Raw genomic sequence first — 14,837 nt, 5'->3', positions numbered from 1 at the left:
GGTCAGCTGATCTGTCCATTGTGGCTAGTGAGATCCCCTCGTTCGGCCCAATGCGACCAGGTCCACTGTGGACCGCGGACACGCTGTGCAACCACCTGAGGTGGCACTTTGGTCCAACCAGCCGCACGCGAGCCCCCGCGACGCCGCCAGGCAGGTGACTTCGGCAGGTGGCTTTCCCCGGCTTGGCGCACTCCGGACACGCACCGCAACCACCCGGAAACGACGTTCACATCGTGGGATCCGCAGCCATTCGACGGTTTCGCGGAAAAGTCGGCAGCAAAAGTTGTGCGCACATGACAAAAGAGGCGCGTTCCCGGATTTCCGAGAACGCGCCTCTTCGTGGTAGCGGGGACAGGATTTGAACCTGCGACCTCTGGGTTATGAGCCCAGCGAGCTACCGAGCTGCTCCACCCCGCGCCGTTGTGGTACTCGAATAGATTACACGGGGTGGTCATCGGGTTTTCACCGGGGTCCCCCAAGCAGCTGACCAGGCGTTACGCCACTCCGAGCCACTGACGTGCTCCACTGAGGACCATCGCGAGCCCGTCCTCGAAGCGCGCACCGACGTCGGCGAGCAGGTCGCCCGCGTCGGCGCCGCGGTACCGCTCGTCCAGCCGCCCCGGCACCGGGTAGACCGCCTGCTCTTCGATGGTGAAGCCGACGACGTAGCTGTAGACGGTGAACAGCGCCTGGCCGGCCCGCCGTTCGTCCAGGCCGGCCTCGATGCTGCGCGCCAGGGGACTCGGCCCGACCAATCCGGTGTCCCCGAGGTAGGTGCCCGCGAAAACCTTCCCGCCGTCGCGGTAGGACAGCATCATCCGCCGCAGCGCCCGGGCGCCGTGCGCGACGGCGTCCCACTCCCCCAGCCCCTCCGGCGGGCGCCGGTCCTCGACCGAATCGGCGTACATCTGGGTCGCCATTTCGTCGAGCAGTTCCTGCTTGCTCTTCAGGTGCCAGTACAGGGCCGGCGCCTTGACGCCGAGGTCGGCGGCGATCAGCCGCAGCGTGAGCCCGTTGAGCCCGACCTCGTTGAGCAGCTTCAGGCCCGAACGCGCGATGTCCTGCCTGGTCAGGGCCATGTTTCGGTCTCTCCTCGGGTACCGGGCTTGACAGTTTAACGATGTTAAGGGCATCCTCGAGCCAGGTCAATTTAACGTTGTTAAGGAGCTGGGGATGGACGAGCTGACGGCGGAGGTGGTCGTCGCCGGGGCAGGGCCGGCCGGGCTGATGCTGGCGAACGAACTGGCACTGGCCGGAGTGGACGTACAGGTGCTCGAGCGGATGCACGAGCGGACAGGTCTGTCGAAGGCGCTGAACCTGCAGCCGCGCACGGCGGAGGTCCTCGACCTGCGCGGCCTGCTGGGCCGGGCGGAGCAGCGGTCGTTCGCGACTGTCGCGGACGGACACTTCGCGGTGATCCCGGTGAGCTACGCCGGCTGGGACACGCGCCACCCGTACCAGGTCGGCATCCCGCAGGCCGAGGTCGAGGCGGCGCTGGAGGAGCGGCTGGCCGAGCAGGGCGTGAAGGTGCTCCGCGGCCACGAGCTGGCCGGTTTCGAGCAGGACACCGCCGGGGTGACGGTCACGGCGGGCGACCTGCGGGTGCGGGCGAAGTACCTGGTGGGCTGCGACGGCGGCCGCAGCGCGGTGCGCAAGGCGCTGGACCTGCCGTTCGAAGGGATCGAGGGCCGCGGCCACGGCGTTTCGGCGGACGTCCTGTTCCGCGCGACCCCGCCGGGCGCGCCGACGGAGTGGCGGTCGATGGGGAACATGGTGACCTCGCTCAGCCCGGGCAGGTTCGTCGGCCTGATCCCGCTGGGCCAGCCGAACTTGTACCGCCTCAGCTACGGCGACCGGCTGCACCGCCCTGAGGACCTCCGGGCGGCGGTGCCGGAGGAGGAGGTCCGCGCGGCGGTCCGTGAACGCTTCGGCGAAGAGGTGGAGGTCGAGGAGATCCGCTGGGTGTCCCGGTTCTCGGACGACAGCCGCCTGGCGGCGAAGTACCGGGTGGGCCGGGTGTTCCTGGCCGGCGACGCGGCGCACGTCCACTTCCCCGCGGGCGGCCAGGGGTTGAACCTGGGTGTCCAGGACGCGCTGAACCTGGGCTGGAAGCTGGCGGCGGACGTGCGCGGCCGGGCCCCGGCGGGTCTGCTGGATTCGTACGAGGCGGAGCGCCGCGCGGTGGCTTCCGGGGTGCTGCAGAACGTGGCGGCCCAGAACGCCCTGATCCCGCTGAGCCCGGACCAGCTGGCCCTGCGAGCTTTGTTCCGCGACTTGGCGGCGTTGCCGGAGGTGCAGCGCAAGCTGTCGGGCATGGTCTCGGGCCTGGACATCGCTTACGCATCGGAAGAAACCCACCCGGCGGCGGGCGCGCGCCTCCCGGATTTCCCACTGGGCAAGGGCTTCGCGAGCGACTTGTTCCACAGTGGAAAGTTCGTCCTGCTGACGAAAACCCCGGCGCAGGCACCGCATCCGGAGGTAGTCGTAGCGGAGGTACCGGAGCTGCCATGGCCCGACCTGACGAAGGTACTGGTCCGCCCGGACGGTTACATCGCCTCGACGACGGGTTCCGTGACCGGCTGGCTGAGCTGATGCAAAAAAGAAGAGGCGCAGCCAGTTGGCCGCGCCTCTTCTTCCAGTAGCGGGGACAGGATTTGAACCTGCGACCTCTGGGTTATGAGCCCAGCGAGCTACCGAGCTGCTCCACCCCGCGTCGTGACACCTACCTTACGCCCTCGTTTCCAGGGGGTGCAAAGCAGGTGCCCGTTAGGTAAGCGACGTCACCTTCCCGGCTGGCTGCTGGGCGGCGGCTGACTGGTCGTGGACGCCTGCGCCTTGGCCGATTCGTACGCCTGGATGGCTGCTCCCAGCGCCGTGTACGCCGCACCCTGGTCGGTGAAGTTGCCCGACTGGTTGGCCGCCTTCAGCTTGGCGAGGGCCGCGTCGAGGTCCGTCACCGCCTTGTCCAGCGCCGCGTTGCCACCGCTCGAGTTGGGTGGCGTCGTCGTCGCCGGCGGGGTCGTCGTCGCCGGTGGCGTGGTCGTGGGCTGGCCGGCCTGCGGCGGCGTGGTCGTCGCCTCACCCGTGCCCGCGCCGAAGATCTGGTCGAGCGCTTCCTGCAGCGTCGCGCCGTAGCCGACCTTCGGCCCGTACGAAACCAGGACGCGGGCCAGCTGTGGGTAGCTGTTCTGGTTGCGCTGCCGGATGTACACCGGCTCGACGTAGAGGAAGCCCTGTGCCACCGGCAGCGTGATCAGGTTGCCGTAGATCGGGATGACGTTGGGGTTGTTGAACAACGTCCGGTCCTGCGCCACCCGTGGATCGCTCTGGAACCGGTTCTGCACCTGCACCGGACCGTCGACCTGGGTGGCGCCGGTCGCCGCGCTGGGTAGCTGGAGGACCCGGATCTTCCCGTAGTCCGTCGGATCGGAGGACACCGACATCCAGGACGCGAGGTACTGCCGCTGCAGACCGGTGAGCGAGCTGGTCAGCTGGAACGTCGGCTTGCTCTGCCCCGGGGTGTCGGCGAGGACGTAGTAGCCGGGCTGGTTCGCGGCCCCGGCCGCGGCCGGGTTGGAGCCGCCTTCGGCCGTCGGGTCCTGCGGGACGCTCCAGAACGCCTGCTGCGAGTAGAACTCCTGCGGGTTGCTGACGTGGTAGCGCGACAGCAGCTCACGCTGGATCTTGAACAGGTCCTCCGGGTAGCGGAAGTGCGCCCGCAGGTCCGGTGAGATGTCGGAGCTCGGCTTCACGAGCCCGGGGAAGACCTTCTCCCAGGCGTTGAGGACCGGTTCCTTGTCGTCGATCGAGTACAGCGTCACGGTGCCGTTGAAGGCGTCGACGGTGGCCTTGACCGAGTTCCGGATGTAGTTGATCGAGCTGTTCGCCTGCCGGGCGACGCCGTTGAGGGAGTCGTTGGTCGCCGCGCCGAGCTGCGTCTGCTGCGAGTACGGGAAGTTGTTGATCGTCGTGTAGCCGTCGATGATCCACTGGATCTTGCCGTCGACGACCGCGGGGTACGGGTCGCCGTCGAGGGTCAGCCACGGCGCGACCTTGCTGACGCGGTCGCGCGGGTCGCGGTTGTACATGATCTTCGAGTTGTCGCCGATCGCGTCGGAGAACAGGATGTTCCGTTCGCCGTACTCGGCCGCGAAGGCGAGGCGGTTGAACCAGTTGTCGACCGAGACGCCGCCGCTGCCCTTGTAGTTGTAGCGGTCGGTGGCGGTGTCGTACTCGCCCGGTGCGCCGTTGCCGCCGACGATCGCGTAGTCGGAATCCGCGGCGGAGAGCTCGCCGTAGTAGATCCGCGGCTCCTTGACCTCGATGCCGGGCTGGCCGGGGGCGGGCGAGCCGGCGCCCGCCGGGTTCTGCGTGTCGCTGGTGGTGGCGATCGGGTAGCCGCCGTCGGAGTTGGCGTCCTTGACCGCGCGGTCGATCGTGTTGGCCGGCGCGGCGACGAAGCCGTTGCCGTGGGTGTAGACGAGGTGCTTGTTGATCCAGCTGGTCTGGTTGCCGGTCAGGCCCTCGGTCTTGATCTCCTTGGCGGCGACGATGTAGTCCTGCGTGACGCCGCCGACGGAGTAGCGGTCGATGTCGAGCTTCGCCGGGAAGCCGTAGAAGTTCTCGCGCCCGACGCGCTGGGTGAAGGTGTCGGAGAGGATGTTCGGGTCGAGCAGCCGGATGTTCGACATCGTCCCGGTGTCGGCCTTGAGCTGGTCCGGCGTCGCGGAGGCGTTGCCCGTGTAGGGCTGGTACTGGACGTCGGTCAGGCCGAACGCGCGGCGGGTGGCGTCCATGTTGCGCTGGATGGACGTGGCTTCCTTCTCGTTCGCGTTGGGCTTCACCGAGAACTGGTCGAGGATCGCGGGCCACGCGACGCCGACGAGGATGCTCGACAGGATCAGCAGCACGAGCGCGATGGCCGGCAGCTGCAGGTTCCGCAGGAAGGCACCGGCGAAGAACGCGATCGCGCAGATCACCGAGATGCACAGCAGGATCAGCTTGGCCGGCAGGACCGCGTTCAGGTCGGTGTAGGTCGCGCCGATGAACAATGGCGCGCCGCGGTCGGACAGCAGCAGGTTGTACCGGTCGAAGAAGTACTCGGCCGCCTTCAGCAGCACGAAGATGCCGACGGTGATGGCGAGCTGCGCGCGCGTCGGGCCGGCGAGCTGCCCGCCCTTGCCGGCCAGCCGGATGCCGCCGAAGACGTAGTGCGAGATCAGCGCGCCGAAGAAGGAGATGACGACGGTGATGAACAGCCAGCCGAGCAGCCAGTTGTAGAACGGCAGGTCGAAGGCGTAGAAGCCGACGTCGTTGCCGAACTCGGGGTCGGTCTGGCCGAACGAGGTGCCGTTGAGGAACAGCTGCACGACCTGCCAGTCGCCCTGGGCGGACAGGCCGGCGATGAGGCCGGTCAGCACCGGGATGCCGATCCCGAAGAGGCGGATCCGGGCGACGATCGCCGAGCGGTACCGGGCCAGGGGGTCGTCGGCGCCGGAGATCGGCACGAACACCGGGCGGGTGCGGTAGGCGATCATCAGGCTGATCGCGAGCGCGCCGCCGACGAGCAGCCCGACCGCGAAGAACAGGATGATCCTCGTGACCACCTGGGTGGTGAACACCGAGCGGGCACCGACTTCACCGAACCACAACCAGTCGACGTACGTGTCGAGCAAGCGGGCTCCGAGCAGGAGTGCCAGCACGATCACCGCGGCGATGATGAGGAGGATCCGGCTCCGCCGGGACAGCTTCGGCAGGCTCACCGGGGGCCGAGTCGCCACGGCGCACGCTCCTGTCTTCGTCAGCTCTTGAGCAGGGGCGCACGCGCCCCCTGATTCCCTAACTCTACGGATGCCCGGTGAAGTTCCCGGGACCCGCCCAAACCGGACTCGCGGCGTGGTCGCGAGGACCGGCCTGACACGATGTGCGCATGGAATCGCAGCAGGCCGGCGTGGCCGCTCTCGCCCGCGAGATCGAGGAGTTCATGGCCGCGGGCGGCTGGGACCAGCCCCCGCAGCTGTTCGCGCTGGTGCCGACGGCGGCGCTGCTGGACGAGCAGCCGGAGCTGGCCGGGCAGCTCGACCGGGCGAACCCGCTGACCCCGGTGGCGCAGGAAGCGCTGCCCGATGGCGACCTCGCCGACGCGCTGGCCCGGATCGCGTGGCCCGACATCGTCGTCGGCTGCGCGCTCGCCCAGGAGATCATCGTGCTGCCGCCGGGCTCGGAGTCGGAGCTGCCGGACGTCACCGAGGCCGACGCCGAGAGCCTGCGCCGCGCGGCCGCCGACCACCCGCAGCGGACGGAGGCCCGCCTGGTCGCCGCGGTCCTGCGCGAGGGCGACGGCGCGTGCGTGATGCGGCTGCGCGGGATGGGCGGCGACGAGTCGGTCGACGAGATCGTCGAGAGCCCGGACCTGGCGCCCAACCTCGTCGAGGCCCTCAAGGCGACGCTCCTGCCCTAGCAGGAGGCCGTCGGGCGGCCCGCCTTCAGGTTGGCCAGCTGGGCGAGGGCGTCGTCCAGTGTGGACACCTTGATGAGGTTCAGCCCCTCGGGCGCGTTGGTCTTGGCTTCGGCGCAGTTGTGCTCGGGCACCAGGAAGTCGGTGGCGCCGGCCTCGCGCGCGCCGACGACCTTGAACGAGATCCCGCCGATGGGGTCGACCTCGCCGGTCTCGGTGATCTCACCGGTGCCGGCGATGTGCCGGCCGCCCGCGAGGTCGCCGGGCTGCAGCCGGTCGATGATCGCGAGGGTGAACATCAGGCCGGCCGACGGGCCGCCGACGTCCTGCAGCGAGATGTTCACCGTGAAGGGTGCGTCGGCGCGGTCGACCGCGGTGAGGCCGATGAAGCCCTCCTTGCGGTCGGGCCGCGAGGCGAGCGTGAGCGGCACGGTCCGCTCCGGCTGGCCGTCGGACTGGAACGTGATCTGCACGGTCTGGCCGGGCAGCGTGCCGGCGAGGGCGTTGCGGACGTCGGCGGCTTCGACGATCTTCTTGCCGTTGACGGTGATCAGCTTGTCGCCGGGCGAGAGCACGTGGTCGGCGGGGCTGCCGGAGACGATCTGCTTCGCCAGCACCTTGATCGGGTAGCCGAGCTTGCGCAGGGCGGCGACCTGGGCGTTCGTCTGCGAGTCCTGCAGCTGCTGGATGTTCTCCTGCTTGACCTGCTCGTTCGTCTCGCCGGGCTTGAAGTACTCCTCGCGCGGCGCGAGCGCGTAGCGGCCGCTGGCCCAGAAGCCGAGGCCCTGGAAGAGCGTGACGCCGTCGTGCAGCGAGACGGTCGTCATCCGGAGCTCGCCGCTGGTCGGGAAGGTCTCGTGCCCGGTGACCTGGATGACGGAGTTGCCCGCGGCGTCGCGACCGAGCGTGTCGTAGGTCGGGCCGGGGCTGATCGCCACGAACGGCACCGGCACGACCAGGCCGAGCACCACGAAGACGAGGAACAGCGAGCCGCTGACCACGAGCGTCCAGCCGCGGCGGGTCATCCGCCTGGCCTCGCCGGCGGGCTCGGCGCCGGGGTCCGGGCTGCTCTTCGCGGGCGCGGTCTGCTCGGAGGACTTGGTCACGCGTGACAGCGTACGGTGACCGTGTTCGCTTGTCGGTGAAGGCCACGCACACGGCGCGCTCAGGGGCGTCCGACCCGCGTACGGTGGACACATGAGCAAACCCCCGTTCGGCTTCGGACCGTCCGATCCCGACAAACGAGGTGAGAACGAGCCTTCGGAGCCCTCCGGTGCCGAGGCCTTCAACCAGCTCGGGCAGATGCTGAGCCAGCTGGGCCAGATGCTCAGCCAGGCCGGCAGCTCCAGCGGGCCGGTGAACTACGACCTCGCCAAGCAGATCGCCCTGCAGAACCTCGGCAGCGCCGGCAACACCGGCGAGAGCCGGCTCGGCTTCCGCGGCGGTGACGACGCGAACGCCGCGGTCCGCGACGCCGCCCACCTCGCCGAGCTGTGGCTCGACGCGGCGACGGTGTTCCCGGCCGGCGCGACGTCGACGGTCGCCTGGTCGCCGCGCACCTGGGTCGAGAAGACGCTGCCGACGTGGCAGCGCCTCTGCGACCCGGTGGCCCAGCAGATCTCGGGCGCGTGGATGCAGGCGCTGCCGGAGGAGGCCAAGCAGGCGGCCGGCCCGCTGCTGCAGATGATGGGCCAGATGGGCGGCATGGCGTTCGGGTCCCAGCTGGGGCAGGCGCTGGCCCAGCTGGCGCAGGAGATGCTGACGGCGTCCGAGATCGGCCTCCCGCTGGCCCCGGCGGGCACGTCGGCGCTGCTGCCCGCGAACATCGAGAAGTTCGCCGAGGGCCTGGAGCTGCCGAACAGTGAGATCCTGGTGTTCCTGGCCGCCCGCGAGGCGGCGCACCAGCGGCTGTTCACGCACGTGCCGTGGCTGCGCCAGCGCCTGCTGGCGACGGTCGAGGAGTTCGCGCACGGCATCTCGGTGGACACGTCGGCCCTGGAATCGTTGGCCGGCCGCATCGACCCGGCCAACCCGGCGAGCATCGAGGAAGCGATGTCGTCCGGGCTGCTGGAGCCCCAGACCACGGAGGAGCAGAAGGGCGCGCTGAGGCGCCTGGAGACGCTGCTCGCCCTGGTGGAGGGCTGGGTGGACGTGGTGGTGGCCGAAGCGGTCGGCGACCGGTTGCCGGGAGCGGACGCGCTGCGCGAGACGCTGCGCCGCCGCCGCGCGACGGGCGGGCCGGCCGAGCAGACGTTCGCCACGCTGGTGGGCCTGGAGCTGCGCCCCCGCCGCATGCGGGACGCGTCGAACCTGTGGTCGCTGGTGGGCGAACGCCACGGTTCCGAGAAGCGCGACGGCCTGTGGTCCCACCCGGACCTGATGCCGACGGCGGAGGACCTGGACGAGCCGATCGACTTCGCGGACCGGGTCGGCGAGACGGGGTCGCTGGACGACCTGGACCCGATCGCCGAGCTGGAGCGCACCGAGCGCTCGGAGCGTGAGGAAAAGGGCAAGAACACCCCGCCCGAGGAGGGCGAGAACCCGGCGTAGCCCCGGGTCGTCTTCGGGAAGCCGGTGGTCCGCGGACCACCGGCTTCCTGCTTGTCAGCCCGGTCCGCGTGCCCCGACGGTCCCATCGGCGCCCCGAAACGGCGACCGGGGTGACCCGCAGGTCACCCCGGCCACCGATCACCGGCTCAGTCCTCGGTATCGATACCCCACCCGGCGGCCGCGGCCAGCCCCTCGAGGTACCCCATCGCCCGCTCGGTCTTCGGGTACCTGCGCACCAAAGCCCAGAACGCCGCGTCGTGCCCGGGCTCGCGCAGGTGCACCAGTTCGTGCACCAGCACGTAGTCCAGTACCCAGGGAGGGACCTTCCGCAGCCGGTCGCTGACCCGGATGGTCGCGTCGACCGGGGTGCACGACGCCCACCGCGTGCGCATCGGCGGCACCCAGCGGACGCTCGCCGGCACCGCGGTGCCGTCCAGGTACTTGCCCGACAGCAGCAGGCAGCGCGCCAGCAGGGCGTCGTCCGACGTCTTCGGGGGTGCCGGCCGACGTGGTTCCGCGCGCTGCAGCTTGCGCTCCATCTCGGCGACCCAGTGTTTCTCCTCCGCCCTGGTCATCCGCGCGGGGATGAGCACGACGAGCGTGTCGTCCTTCCAGTACGCGGTGACCGTCCGGTGCCGGCGCTGGCTGCGCCGCACTTCGACCTTGTGTCCGGGTGTGTCCGACGGGGGGTTCGTTTCCCCCCTGCCTCTCAGCGAGGGCGTCCGTGCTTCGACCACCCGACAACGGTAAGGCCAGGCACCGACAACTCCGAGCGCGTTGAGGTCACAGACCCGAGTTGTCCACAGCCCTTTTCACTTGTGGACAACTCGGCCGATCCGGCGCCTTCCGGGGCTTGGCGGGCGCCGCCGGGTGCCATCCTGCGGACATGATCCTCTCGACCGCGGACATGCCTCCGGTGCTCCTGCCGGCCCATCCCGCCCTGCTCCCGGGCATCGTCGTGCTCGAACGCGGGACGCGGGAGATCCAGCTCGGGCTCGACCCGCGCCACGGCGTGATCGTCGAAGGGCTGCCGCCGAGCCTCGTCGAGCGGCTGCGCGCGCTGGACGGCAGCGAGCCCGTCGAGCGGCTTTTGCTCGCCGAGAGCGAACATCGTGATCAGCTGCGGACCCTCCTCCGGCAGCTGACCGCGCTCGGCCTGGTCACCGACGCGGGCAAACCGGACGGCCCGGCCTTCCGCGCCGAAACCGGCCTCTGGTCGCTGCGCGCCCGCCATCACCAGGCCGCGCTGGCGGACCGGCGCCGAGCCACCGCGGTCACGGTCCACGGCGCCGGCCGGGTGGCGGTCGCCGTCGCCGTGCTGCTGGCCAACGCCGGGATCGGCCACGTCGAGCTGGACCTGCCCGGCACGGTGACCGAACACGACCTGGGCAGCGGCTTCACCGAGGCCGACCTGGGCCGGCTGCGGCGGCAGGCCCTCGGCGACCTGCTCCGCCGCGTCGACCCGGAAGTCCGCGTCACCCGGCTGCACGACCGGTACCCGGAGCTGGCGCTGCTCACCGACGCCGTCGTCCCGGCGCCGGAGGTCGTCGCCGAGCTGATGGCGGACGGCGTCACGCACCTGCTCGCCCGCGTCCGCGACGGAACGGCCATCGTCGGCCCGCTCGTCGTCCCGGGGCGCAGCTCCTGCCTGCGGTGCGCCGACCTGCACCGGACCGACCTCGACCCGTGCTGGCCCCGCGTCGCCGGCCAGCTGACCGGCCGGCACCAGCGGCCCGACCTCGGCGCGGTCCAGGCCTGCGCGTCGCTGGCCGTCGCCCAGGCCATGCGCCTGCTCTCCCCCGCGGAACCGCCACCGCCGACGTGGAACGCGACCCTCGAGATCGACGCCTTCGACGGCCGCATCCGGCACCGCGGGTGGCCCCCGCACGCCCGGTGCGGGTGCGGTGCTCCGGTGGTGCAACAGGAGACGTAGCCCACTAAGACGTCGCAAGCAGGCTGCGCGCTGCCGAGAACGCAAGGCAGAATCGCCGGTGTGACCGACTTCCGCGACCCAGGCGATCGCGACACCGCGATGCCGCGCAAGGGTGCCGCCCGCACCGCCAAGCTCGCCAGTCTTCCGCTCGGGATAGCCGGACGGGCGGTCGGCGGGTGGGGCAAGCGGCTGGCCGGTCAGAGCGCCGAGCAGGTCAACGCGACGCTGTCGGCGAAGGCCGCCGAGCAGCTGTTCGAGGTGCTCGGCACGCTCAAGGGCGGCGCGATGAAGTTCGGCCAGGCCCTGAGCGTGTTCGAGGCGGCGGTGCCGGACGACATGGCGAAGCCCTACCGCGAGGCGCTGACGAAGCTGCAGGCCGCGGCGCCGCCGATGGCGGCCCGACAGACCCACCGCGTGCTCGCCGAGCAGCTGGGCCGCACCTGGACCAGCCGGTTCGCCTCGTTCGACGACGAGCCGGCGGCGGCCGCGAGCATCGGCCAGGTGCACCGCGCGGTCTGGCACGACGGCCGCGAGGTCGCGGTCAAGGTCCAGTACCCGGGCGCCGACGAGGCGTTGCGCAGCGACCTGCGGCAGCTGCAGCGGTTCAGCAGGCTGTTCCAGGCGTTCGTGCCCGGTACCGAGGTCAAGCCGCTGCTGGCCGAGCTGGCCGAGCGGATGAACGAGGAGCTCGACTACCAGGCCGAGGCCCAGCACCAGCGCGCCTTCGCGAAGGCGTTCGACGGCGATCCCGGCATCCTGGTGCCGCGCGTGGTGGCCAGCGCGCCGAAGGTCGTCGTGACCGAGTGGGCGACCGGCACCCCGCTGTCCAAGGTCATCGCGGACGGCGACCGCGAGACGCGGAACCTGGCGGGCCGGCTGCTGGCCGAGTTCCACTACTCGTCGCCCGAGCGCGTCCACCTGCTGCACTCGGACCCGCACCCGGGCAACTTCATGATCACCGCGGACGAGCGCCTGTGCGTCATCGACTTCGGCGGCGTGGCCCGGCTGCCCGACGGCATCCCCCGCCACCTGGGCGAGATGACGCGGCTCGCCCTCGACGGCGAGTCCGCCGAGCTGATGCGCGTGCTGCGGGAGAACCGGTTCATCCGGCCGGACAGCGACCTGACCGCGGACGAGGTGCTCACCTACCTGGCGCCGTTCACCGAGCCGCTGGCCGAGCCGACCTTCCACTTCACGCGCAAGTGGATGCAGAAGCAGGCCTGGCGGGTCGGCGACAGCCGCGGCAACGACTTCCGGGTCGGGCGGTCGCTCAACCTGCCGCCCGAGTACCTGATGATCCACCGGGTGACGGCGGGGTCGACGGGCATCCTCTGCCAGCTCGACGCGGAGATCCCGGCGCGCGGCATCGTGGAGCGCTGGCAGCCCGGGTTCGCCGCCTGAGTTGTCCACAGGCCGGGCCGCGAACGGACGGATTCCGGCGAGTTGTCCACAGCTGCGGGGAACGGGGTTCCACCCGGTTGGCCGAGCCGTCATGCTCGATTCATGACCGCTACTCAATGCGCCGACCCCCTGGCCCTCAGTAACCCCGGCACGTGCGAGGTGATGAACCTCGAACAACTGAGGAAAGCCGGGATATCCGACCGAAGAACCCGGCGGCTCTGCGGCCCCGGCGGGCCGTGGCGCCGCCTGCACCCCGGTGTCGTCCTGCTCCGCAACAGCACCCCGACGCGGCAGCAGCGGCTGCACGCCGCGTTGGTGCGCTACGGCCCGGGGGTGGTGATCACGGGTGCCGACGCGTTGCGGGCCCACGGCGTGCAATGCCCGGCGGACGGCGAGATCAGGCTGCTGGTGCCGGTTCACTGCCGGATGGCGCCCTGCGAGGGCGTCAGCGCGGCACGCACGGCCCGGCTGCCGGAGCCGGCGGTGGTCGACGGGCTGCCGTTCGCCCCGCCATCCCGGGCCGCGCTCGACTTGGCGCGAGCCGAGCCCGACCCGGCGCGGATCCGCCACCTGCTGACGCTCCCGCTGTACTGGGGGCTGTGCGATCGTCAGGAGCTGCTGACGGAGCTGGCGGAAGGGCCCCAGCGCGGCACAGCGTGTGTCCGGAAGGTGCTCCGCGAGCTGGACGAGGGGCCGATCCAGGCGCACGGCCTGGCCGCCCAGGTGATGGACATGGCCCGCTTGCCCCAGCCGACGTGGGACGTGACGATCTGCGACCGCCGCGGCCGCCGCATCGGCGAGGCGGACGCGTGGTGGGACGAGCTGGGCCTGGCCTGGCAGTACCGCTGCGGCCCCGGAACCGGTGGGTTCTCGCACCTGGCCCTGGCGGCGACGGGGATCGTCCTGGTCCGCTGCACGGTCCGCCAGCTGAAGCAGGTCCCGGCCGAGGTGGCCCAAGAGCTGGCCCACGCCTACGCCGACGCGTCCCGCACCCCGCGCCCCAAGGTCCGAGCGGTCCCGATGACCCCGATCGGAGACGCGGCATGAATCGGCTCGCGACGGTCACCGCCACACCGTCAGAAGCATCCGCACGCCCCGAAGAATCACCAGTACTCGTCCGGCAGCTTGCCCTCGATGTCACGGACGTGCTGCCGCGCGCAGTCCGGGCACAGCCACCTCAGCGCGCCCCGCTCGCGGCTGGCCACCCAGGCGAGCGCGCCGGCCGGGTCCTCGTCCGCGGCACGGGTCCGGCCGCAACGCGTGCACACGACGGGCTCCGGCGCGCTCACGGCAACCGTCCACAGTGGATCGCCTTGGCGCCGAACAGGAACAGGTCGTCACGCCGGCCGAGGAAGTCCGGACCGTCCGGATCGGTCAGCGCGGCGACGGTCGCACGATCATCGGCGTCGAGCCGGTCCCCGGCCGACTCGGCAAGCCACCCGATCCGGTGCACGACGTACTCGCGCAACAGGTCCGAGCCCGGCATGGGGTGATCGATGAGCGCACCGAACGACTCGACGTCCTCGAGCCCGGCTTCCCGAAGGGCGCGCGGCCACCCGTAGGGCATGGCGACGCTGCCGGGCAGCCCAGCCCGCATCCCGGCGAACCACTCACCCCGCGCGGCGAGCAACCGCTGCTCCAGCCCGGGCCGCCCCACCCCGACGTCCCAAGGGAGGCACCGCATCTCGAGCCCACCCTCGCCAAGGGCGAGCACGCCACCAGGCCGCACCAACCCGGCCAGGGCGCGCAGGGCGGCCTGCTGGTCACCGACGTGGTGCACAACGCCCGACGCCCACACGAGATCGGCAGCGGGCACGCGCTCGGCCAGCACGGGATCGGCGAGGTCCCCGTGCACGCCGACCACCTCGACGTCCCCACCGGCAGCCTCCCGCACGGCCCGCTGAGCCTCGGCAAGCAGCGCGGCGGTGGCATCGAGCAGCACAACGCTGCCCCCGCCCCGCCGAGCAAGCCCACGAGCGAAGAGCACGCTCATGCCCCCGGCACCGCACCCGACATCGAGCACGGTCGGCCGCGCGGGAAGGCGCTCGATCAACCGCCGCGCAACGGGCGCGAGCGCACCGGCATCGAGCGCATCGGCCATGCGCAGCTGAGCGAGCCGGTGGGCCCAGTCGATGTCGTCGTGGGTGTGTGCGGACATCGCCCCATTGAACACCAGCAATCCCGCCACCCAACGCAACCGAAGGGCACTGCCGACCCTGCCAACCGACCGCGGGCACCACCTCCGCATGGCCACACAAGACTGCACACCCGGCGCCCCGGCACGGCTGACACCCACACGCCAATCGCAACCGCGGGCCACCCAAGCCGGCCCGCTCGGCGACCCGGCGCAGCCGACACCTGCACACCAATCGCAACCACCGACCCACCCAGCAACCCGGCACGGCTGACACCCGCACGCCAATCGCGAGCGCAGGGCCACCCGATCGGCGCGCGCGGCGACCCAGCGCACACCCACACCAATCACGACCACCGGCC

General features: G+C 71.1%; 12 protein-coding genes and 2 tRNA genes. 6 read left to right on the top strand and 8 right to left on the bottom strand.

The window, feature by feature from the left end; genetic code table 11:
* Window positions 1-340 precede the first annotated feature (340 nt).
* Together ACWEVP_RS44250 and ACWEVP_RS44245 are read right to left on the bottom strand one after the other, a co-directional pair.
* Window positions 341-417 (bottom strand) — tRNA-Met (locus ACWEVP_RS44250).
* A 77-nt stretch (window positions 418-494) separates the two neighbouring features.
* Window positions 495-1,079 carry a TetR/AcrR family transcriptional regulator C-terminal domain-containing protein gene (locus tag ACWEVP_RS44245; RefSeq protein WP_452068582.1) on the bottom strand — a complete coding sequence of 195 codons (585 nt, stop codon included), beginning with the start codon at window positions 1,077-1,079 and terminating at the stop codon, window positions 495-497.
* Between the two features lie 94 nt (window positions 1,080-1,173).
* Here ACWEVP_RS44245 and ACWEVP_RS44240 point away from each other — a divergent pair, with 94 nt between their 5' ends.
* Window positions 1,174-2,592, top strand: coding sequence for an FAD-dependent monooxygenase (locus ACWEVP_RS44240; protein ID WP_452068581.1), 1,419 nt, complete (start codon window positions 1,174-1,176; stop codon window positions 2,590-2,592).
* A gap of 47 nt (window positions 2,593-2,639) precedes the next feature.
* Here ACWEVP_RS44240 and ACWEVP_RS44235 read toward each other — a convergent pair.
* Together ACWEVP_RS44235 and ACWEVP_RS44230 are read right to left on the bottom strand one after the other, a co-directional pair.
* A tRNA-Met gene (locus ACWEVP_RS44235) sits at window positions 2,640-2,713 on the bottom strand.
* Between the two features lie 67 nt (window positions 2,714-2,780).
* Complete coding sequence (locus ACWEVP_RS44230; RefSeq protein ID WP_452068580.1) at window positions 2,781-5,780, bottom strand: UPF0182 family protein; 3,000 nt, start codon at window positions 5,778-5,780, stop codon at window positions 2,781-2,783.
* A 149-nt stretch (window positions 5,781-5,929) separates the two neighbouring features.
* Here ACWEVP_RS44230 and ACWEVP_RS44225 point away from each other — a divergent pair, with 149 nt between their 5' ends.
* Window positions 5,930-6,460 carry a PPA1309 family protein gene (locus ACWEVP_RS44225; protein WP_452068579.1) on the top strand — a complete coding sequence of 177 codons (531 nt, stop codon included), beginning with the start codon at window positions 5,930-5,932 and terminating at the stop codon, window positions 6,458-6,460.
* On the opposite strand, the gene ACWEVP_RS44220 is transcribed toward ACWEVP_RS44225, so the two are convergent.
* Entirely contained in the window at window positions 6,457-7,482 is a 1,026-nt protein-coding gene (locus tag ACWEVP_RS44220) for a YlbL family protein (protein WP_452068650.1), read from the bottom strand. The two genes, ACWEVP_RS44225 and ACWEVP_RS44220, sit on opposite strands and share 4 nt — an antisense overlap.
* 172 nt (window positions 7,483-7,654) lie before the next feature.
* Here ACWEVP_RS44220 and ACWEVP_RS44215 point away from each other — a divergent pair, with 172 nt between their 5' ends.
* Window positions 7,655-9,007 carry a zinc-dependent metalloprotease gene (locus ACWEVP_RS44215; protein ID WP_452068578.1) on the top strand — a complete coding sequence of 451 codons (1,353 nt, stop codon included), beginning with the start codon at window positions 7,655-7,657 and terminating at the stop codon, window positions 9,005-9,007.
* Between the two features lie 146 nt (window positions 9,008-9,153).
* Here ACWEVP_RS44215 and ACWEVP_RS44210 read toward each other — a convergent pair whose 3' ends face one another.
* Window positions 9,154-9,663: a M48 metallopeptidase family protein gene (locus tag ACWEVP_RS44210; protein WP_452068577.1), complete on the bottom strand. Its 510-nt coding sequence runs from the start codon at window positions 9,661-9,663 to the stop codon at window positions 9,154-9,156.
* A 230-nt stretch (window positions 9,664-9,893) separates the two neighbouring features.
* Here ACWEVP_RS44210 and ACWEVP_RS44205 point away from each other — a divergent pair, with 230 nt between their 5' ends.
* The 3 genes from ACWEVP_RS44205 to ACWEVP_RS44195 all read left to right on the top strand — a co-directional run bounded on the left by ACWEVP_RS44205 (window position 9,894) and on the right by ACWEVP_RS44195 (window position 13,388).
* Window positions 9,894-10,940, top strand: a complete 1,047-nt coding sequence (locus ACWEVP_RS44205; RefSeq protein WP_452068576.1) for a hypothetical protein — start codon at window positions 9,894-9,896, stop codon at window positions 10,938-10,940.
* 60 nt (window positions 10,941-11,000) lie between these two features.
* Entirely contained in the window at window positions 11,001-12,341 is a 1,341-nt protein-coding gene (locus ACWEVP_RS44200) for an ABC1 kinase family protein (RefSeq protein ID WP_452068575.1), read from the top strand.
* A 162-nt stretch (window positions 12,342-12,503) separates the two neighbouring features.
* Window positions 12,504-13,388: a hypothetical protein gene (locus tag ACWEVP_RS44195; protein WP_452068649.1), complete on the top strand. Its 885-nt coding sequence runs from the start codon at window positions 12,504-12,506 to the stop codon at window positions 13,386-13,388.
* 56 nt (window positions 13,389-13,444) lie between these two features.
* Here ACWEVP_RS44195 and ACWEVP_RS44190 read toward each other — a convergent pair whose 3' ends face one another.
* Both ACWEVP_RS44190 and ACWEVP_RS44185 read right to left on the bottom strand, forming a co-directional pair.
* Complete coding sequence (locus ACWEVP_RS44190; RefSeq protein ID WP_452068574.1) at window positions 13,445-13,630, bottom strand: hypothetical protein; 186 nt, start codon at window positions 13,628-13,630, stop codon at window positions 13,445-13,447.
* On the bottom strand, window positions 13,627-14,499 hold the full coding sequence (locus ACWEVP_RS44185; RefSeq protein WP_452068648.1) for a class I SAM-dependent methyltransferase: 873 nt from the start codon (window positions 14,497-14,499) through the stop codon (window positions 13,627-13,629). Before ACWEVP_RS44185 ends, ACWEVP_RS44190 begins: the two co-directional genes overlap by 4 nt.
* Window positions 14,500-14,837: the final 338 nt, after the last annotated feature.

It is taken from the genome of Amycolatopsis sp. NPDC003865 (assembly GCF_053605345.1).
The sequence above is the reverse complement of the archived record's forward strand: the minus strand, read 5'-3'. Positions and strand labels throughout refer to the sequence as shown.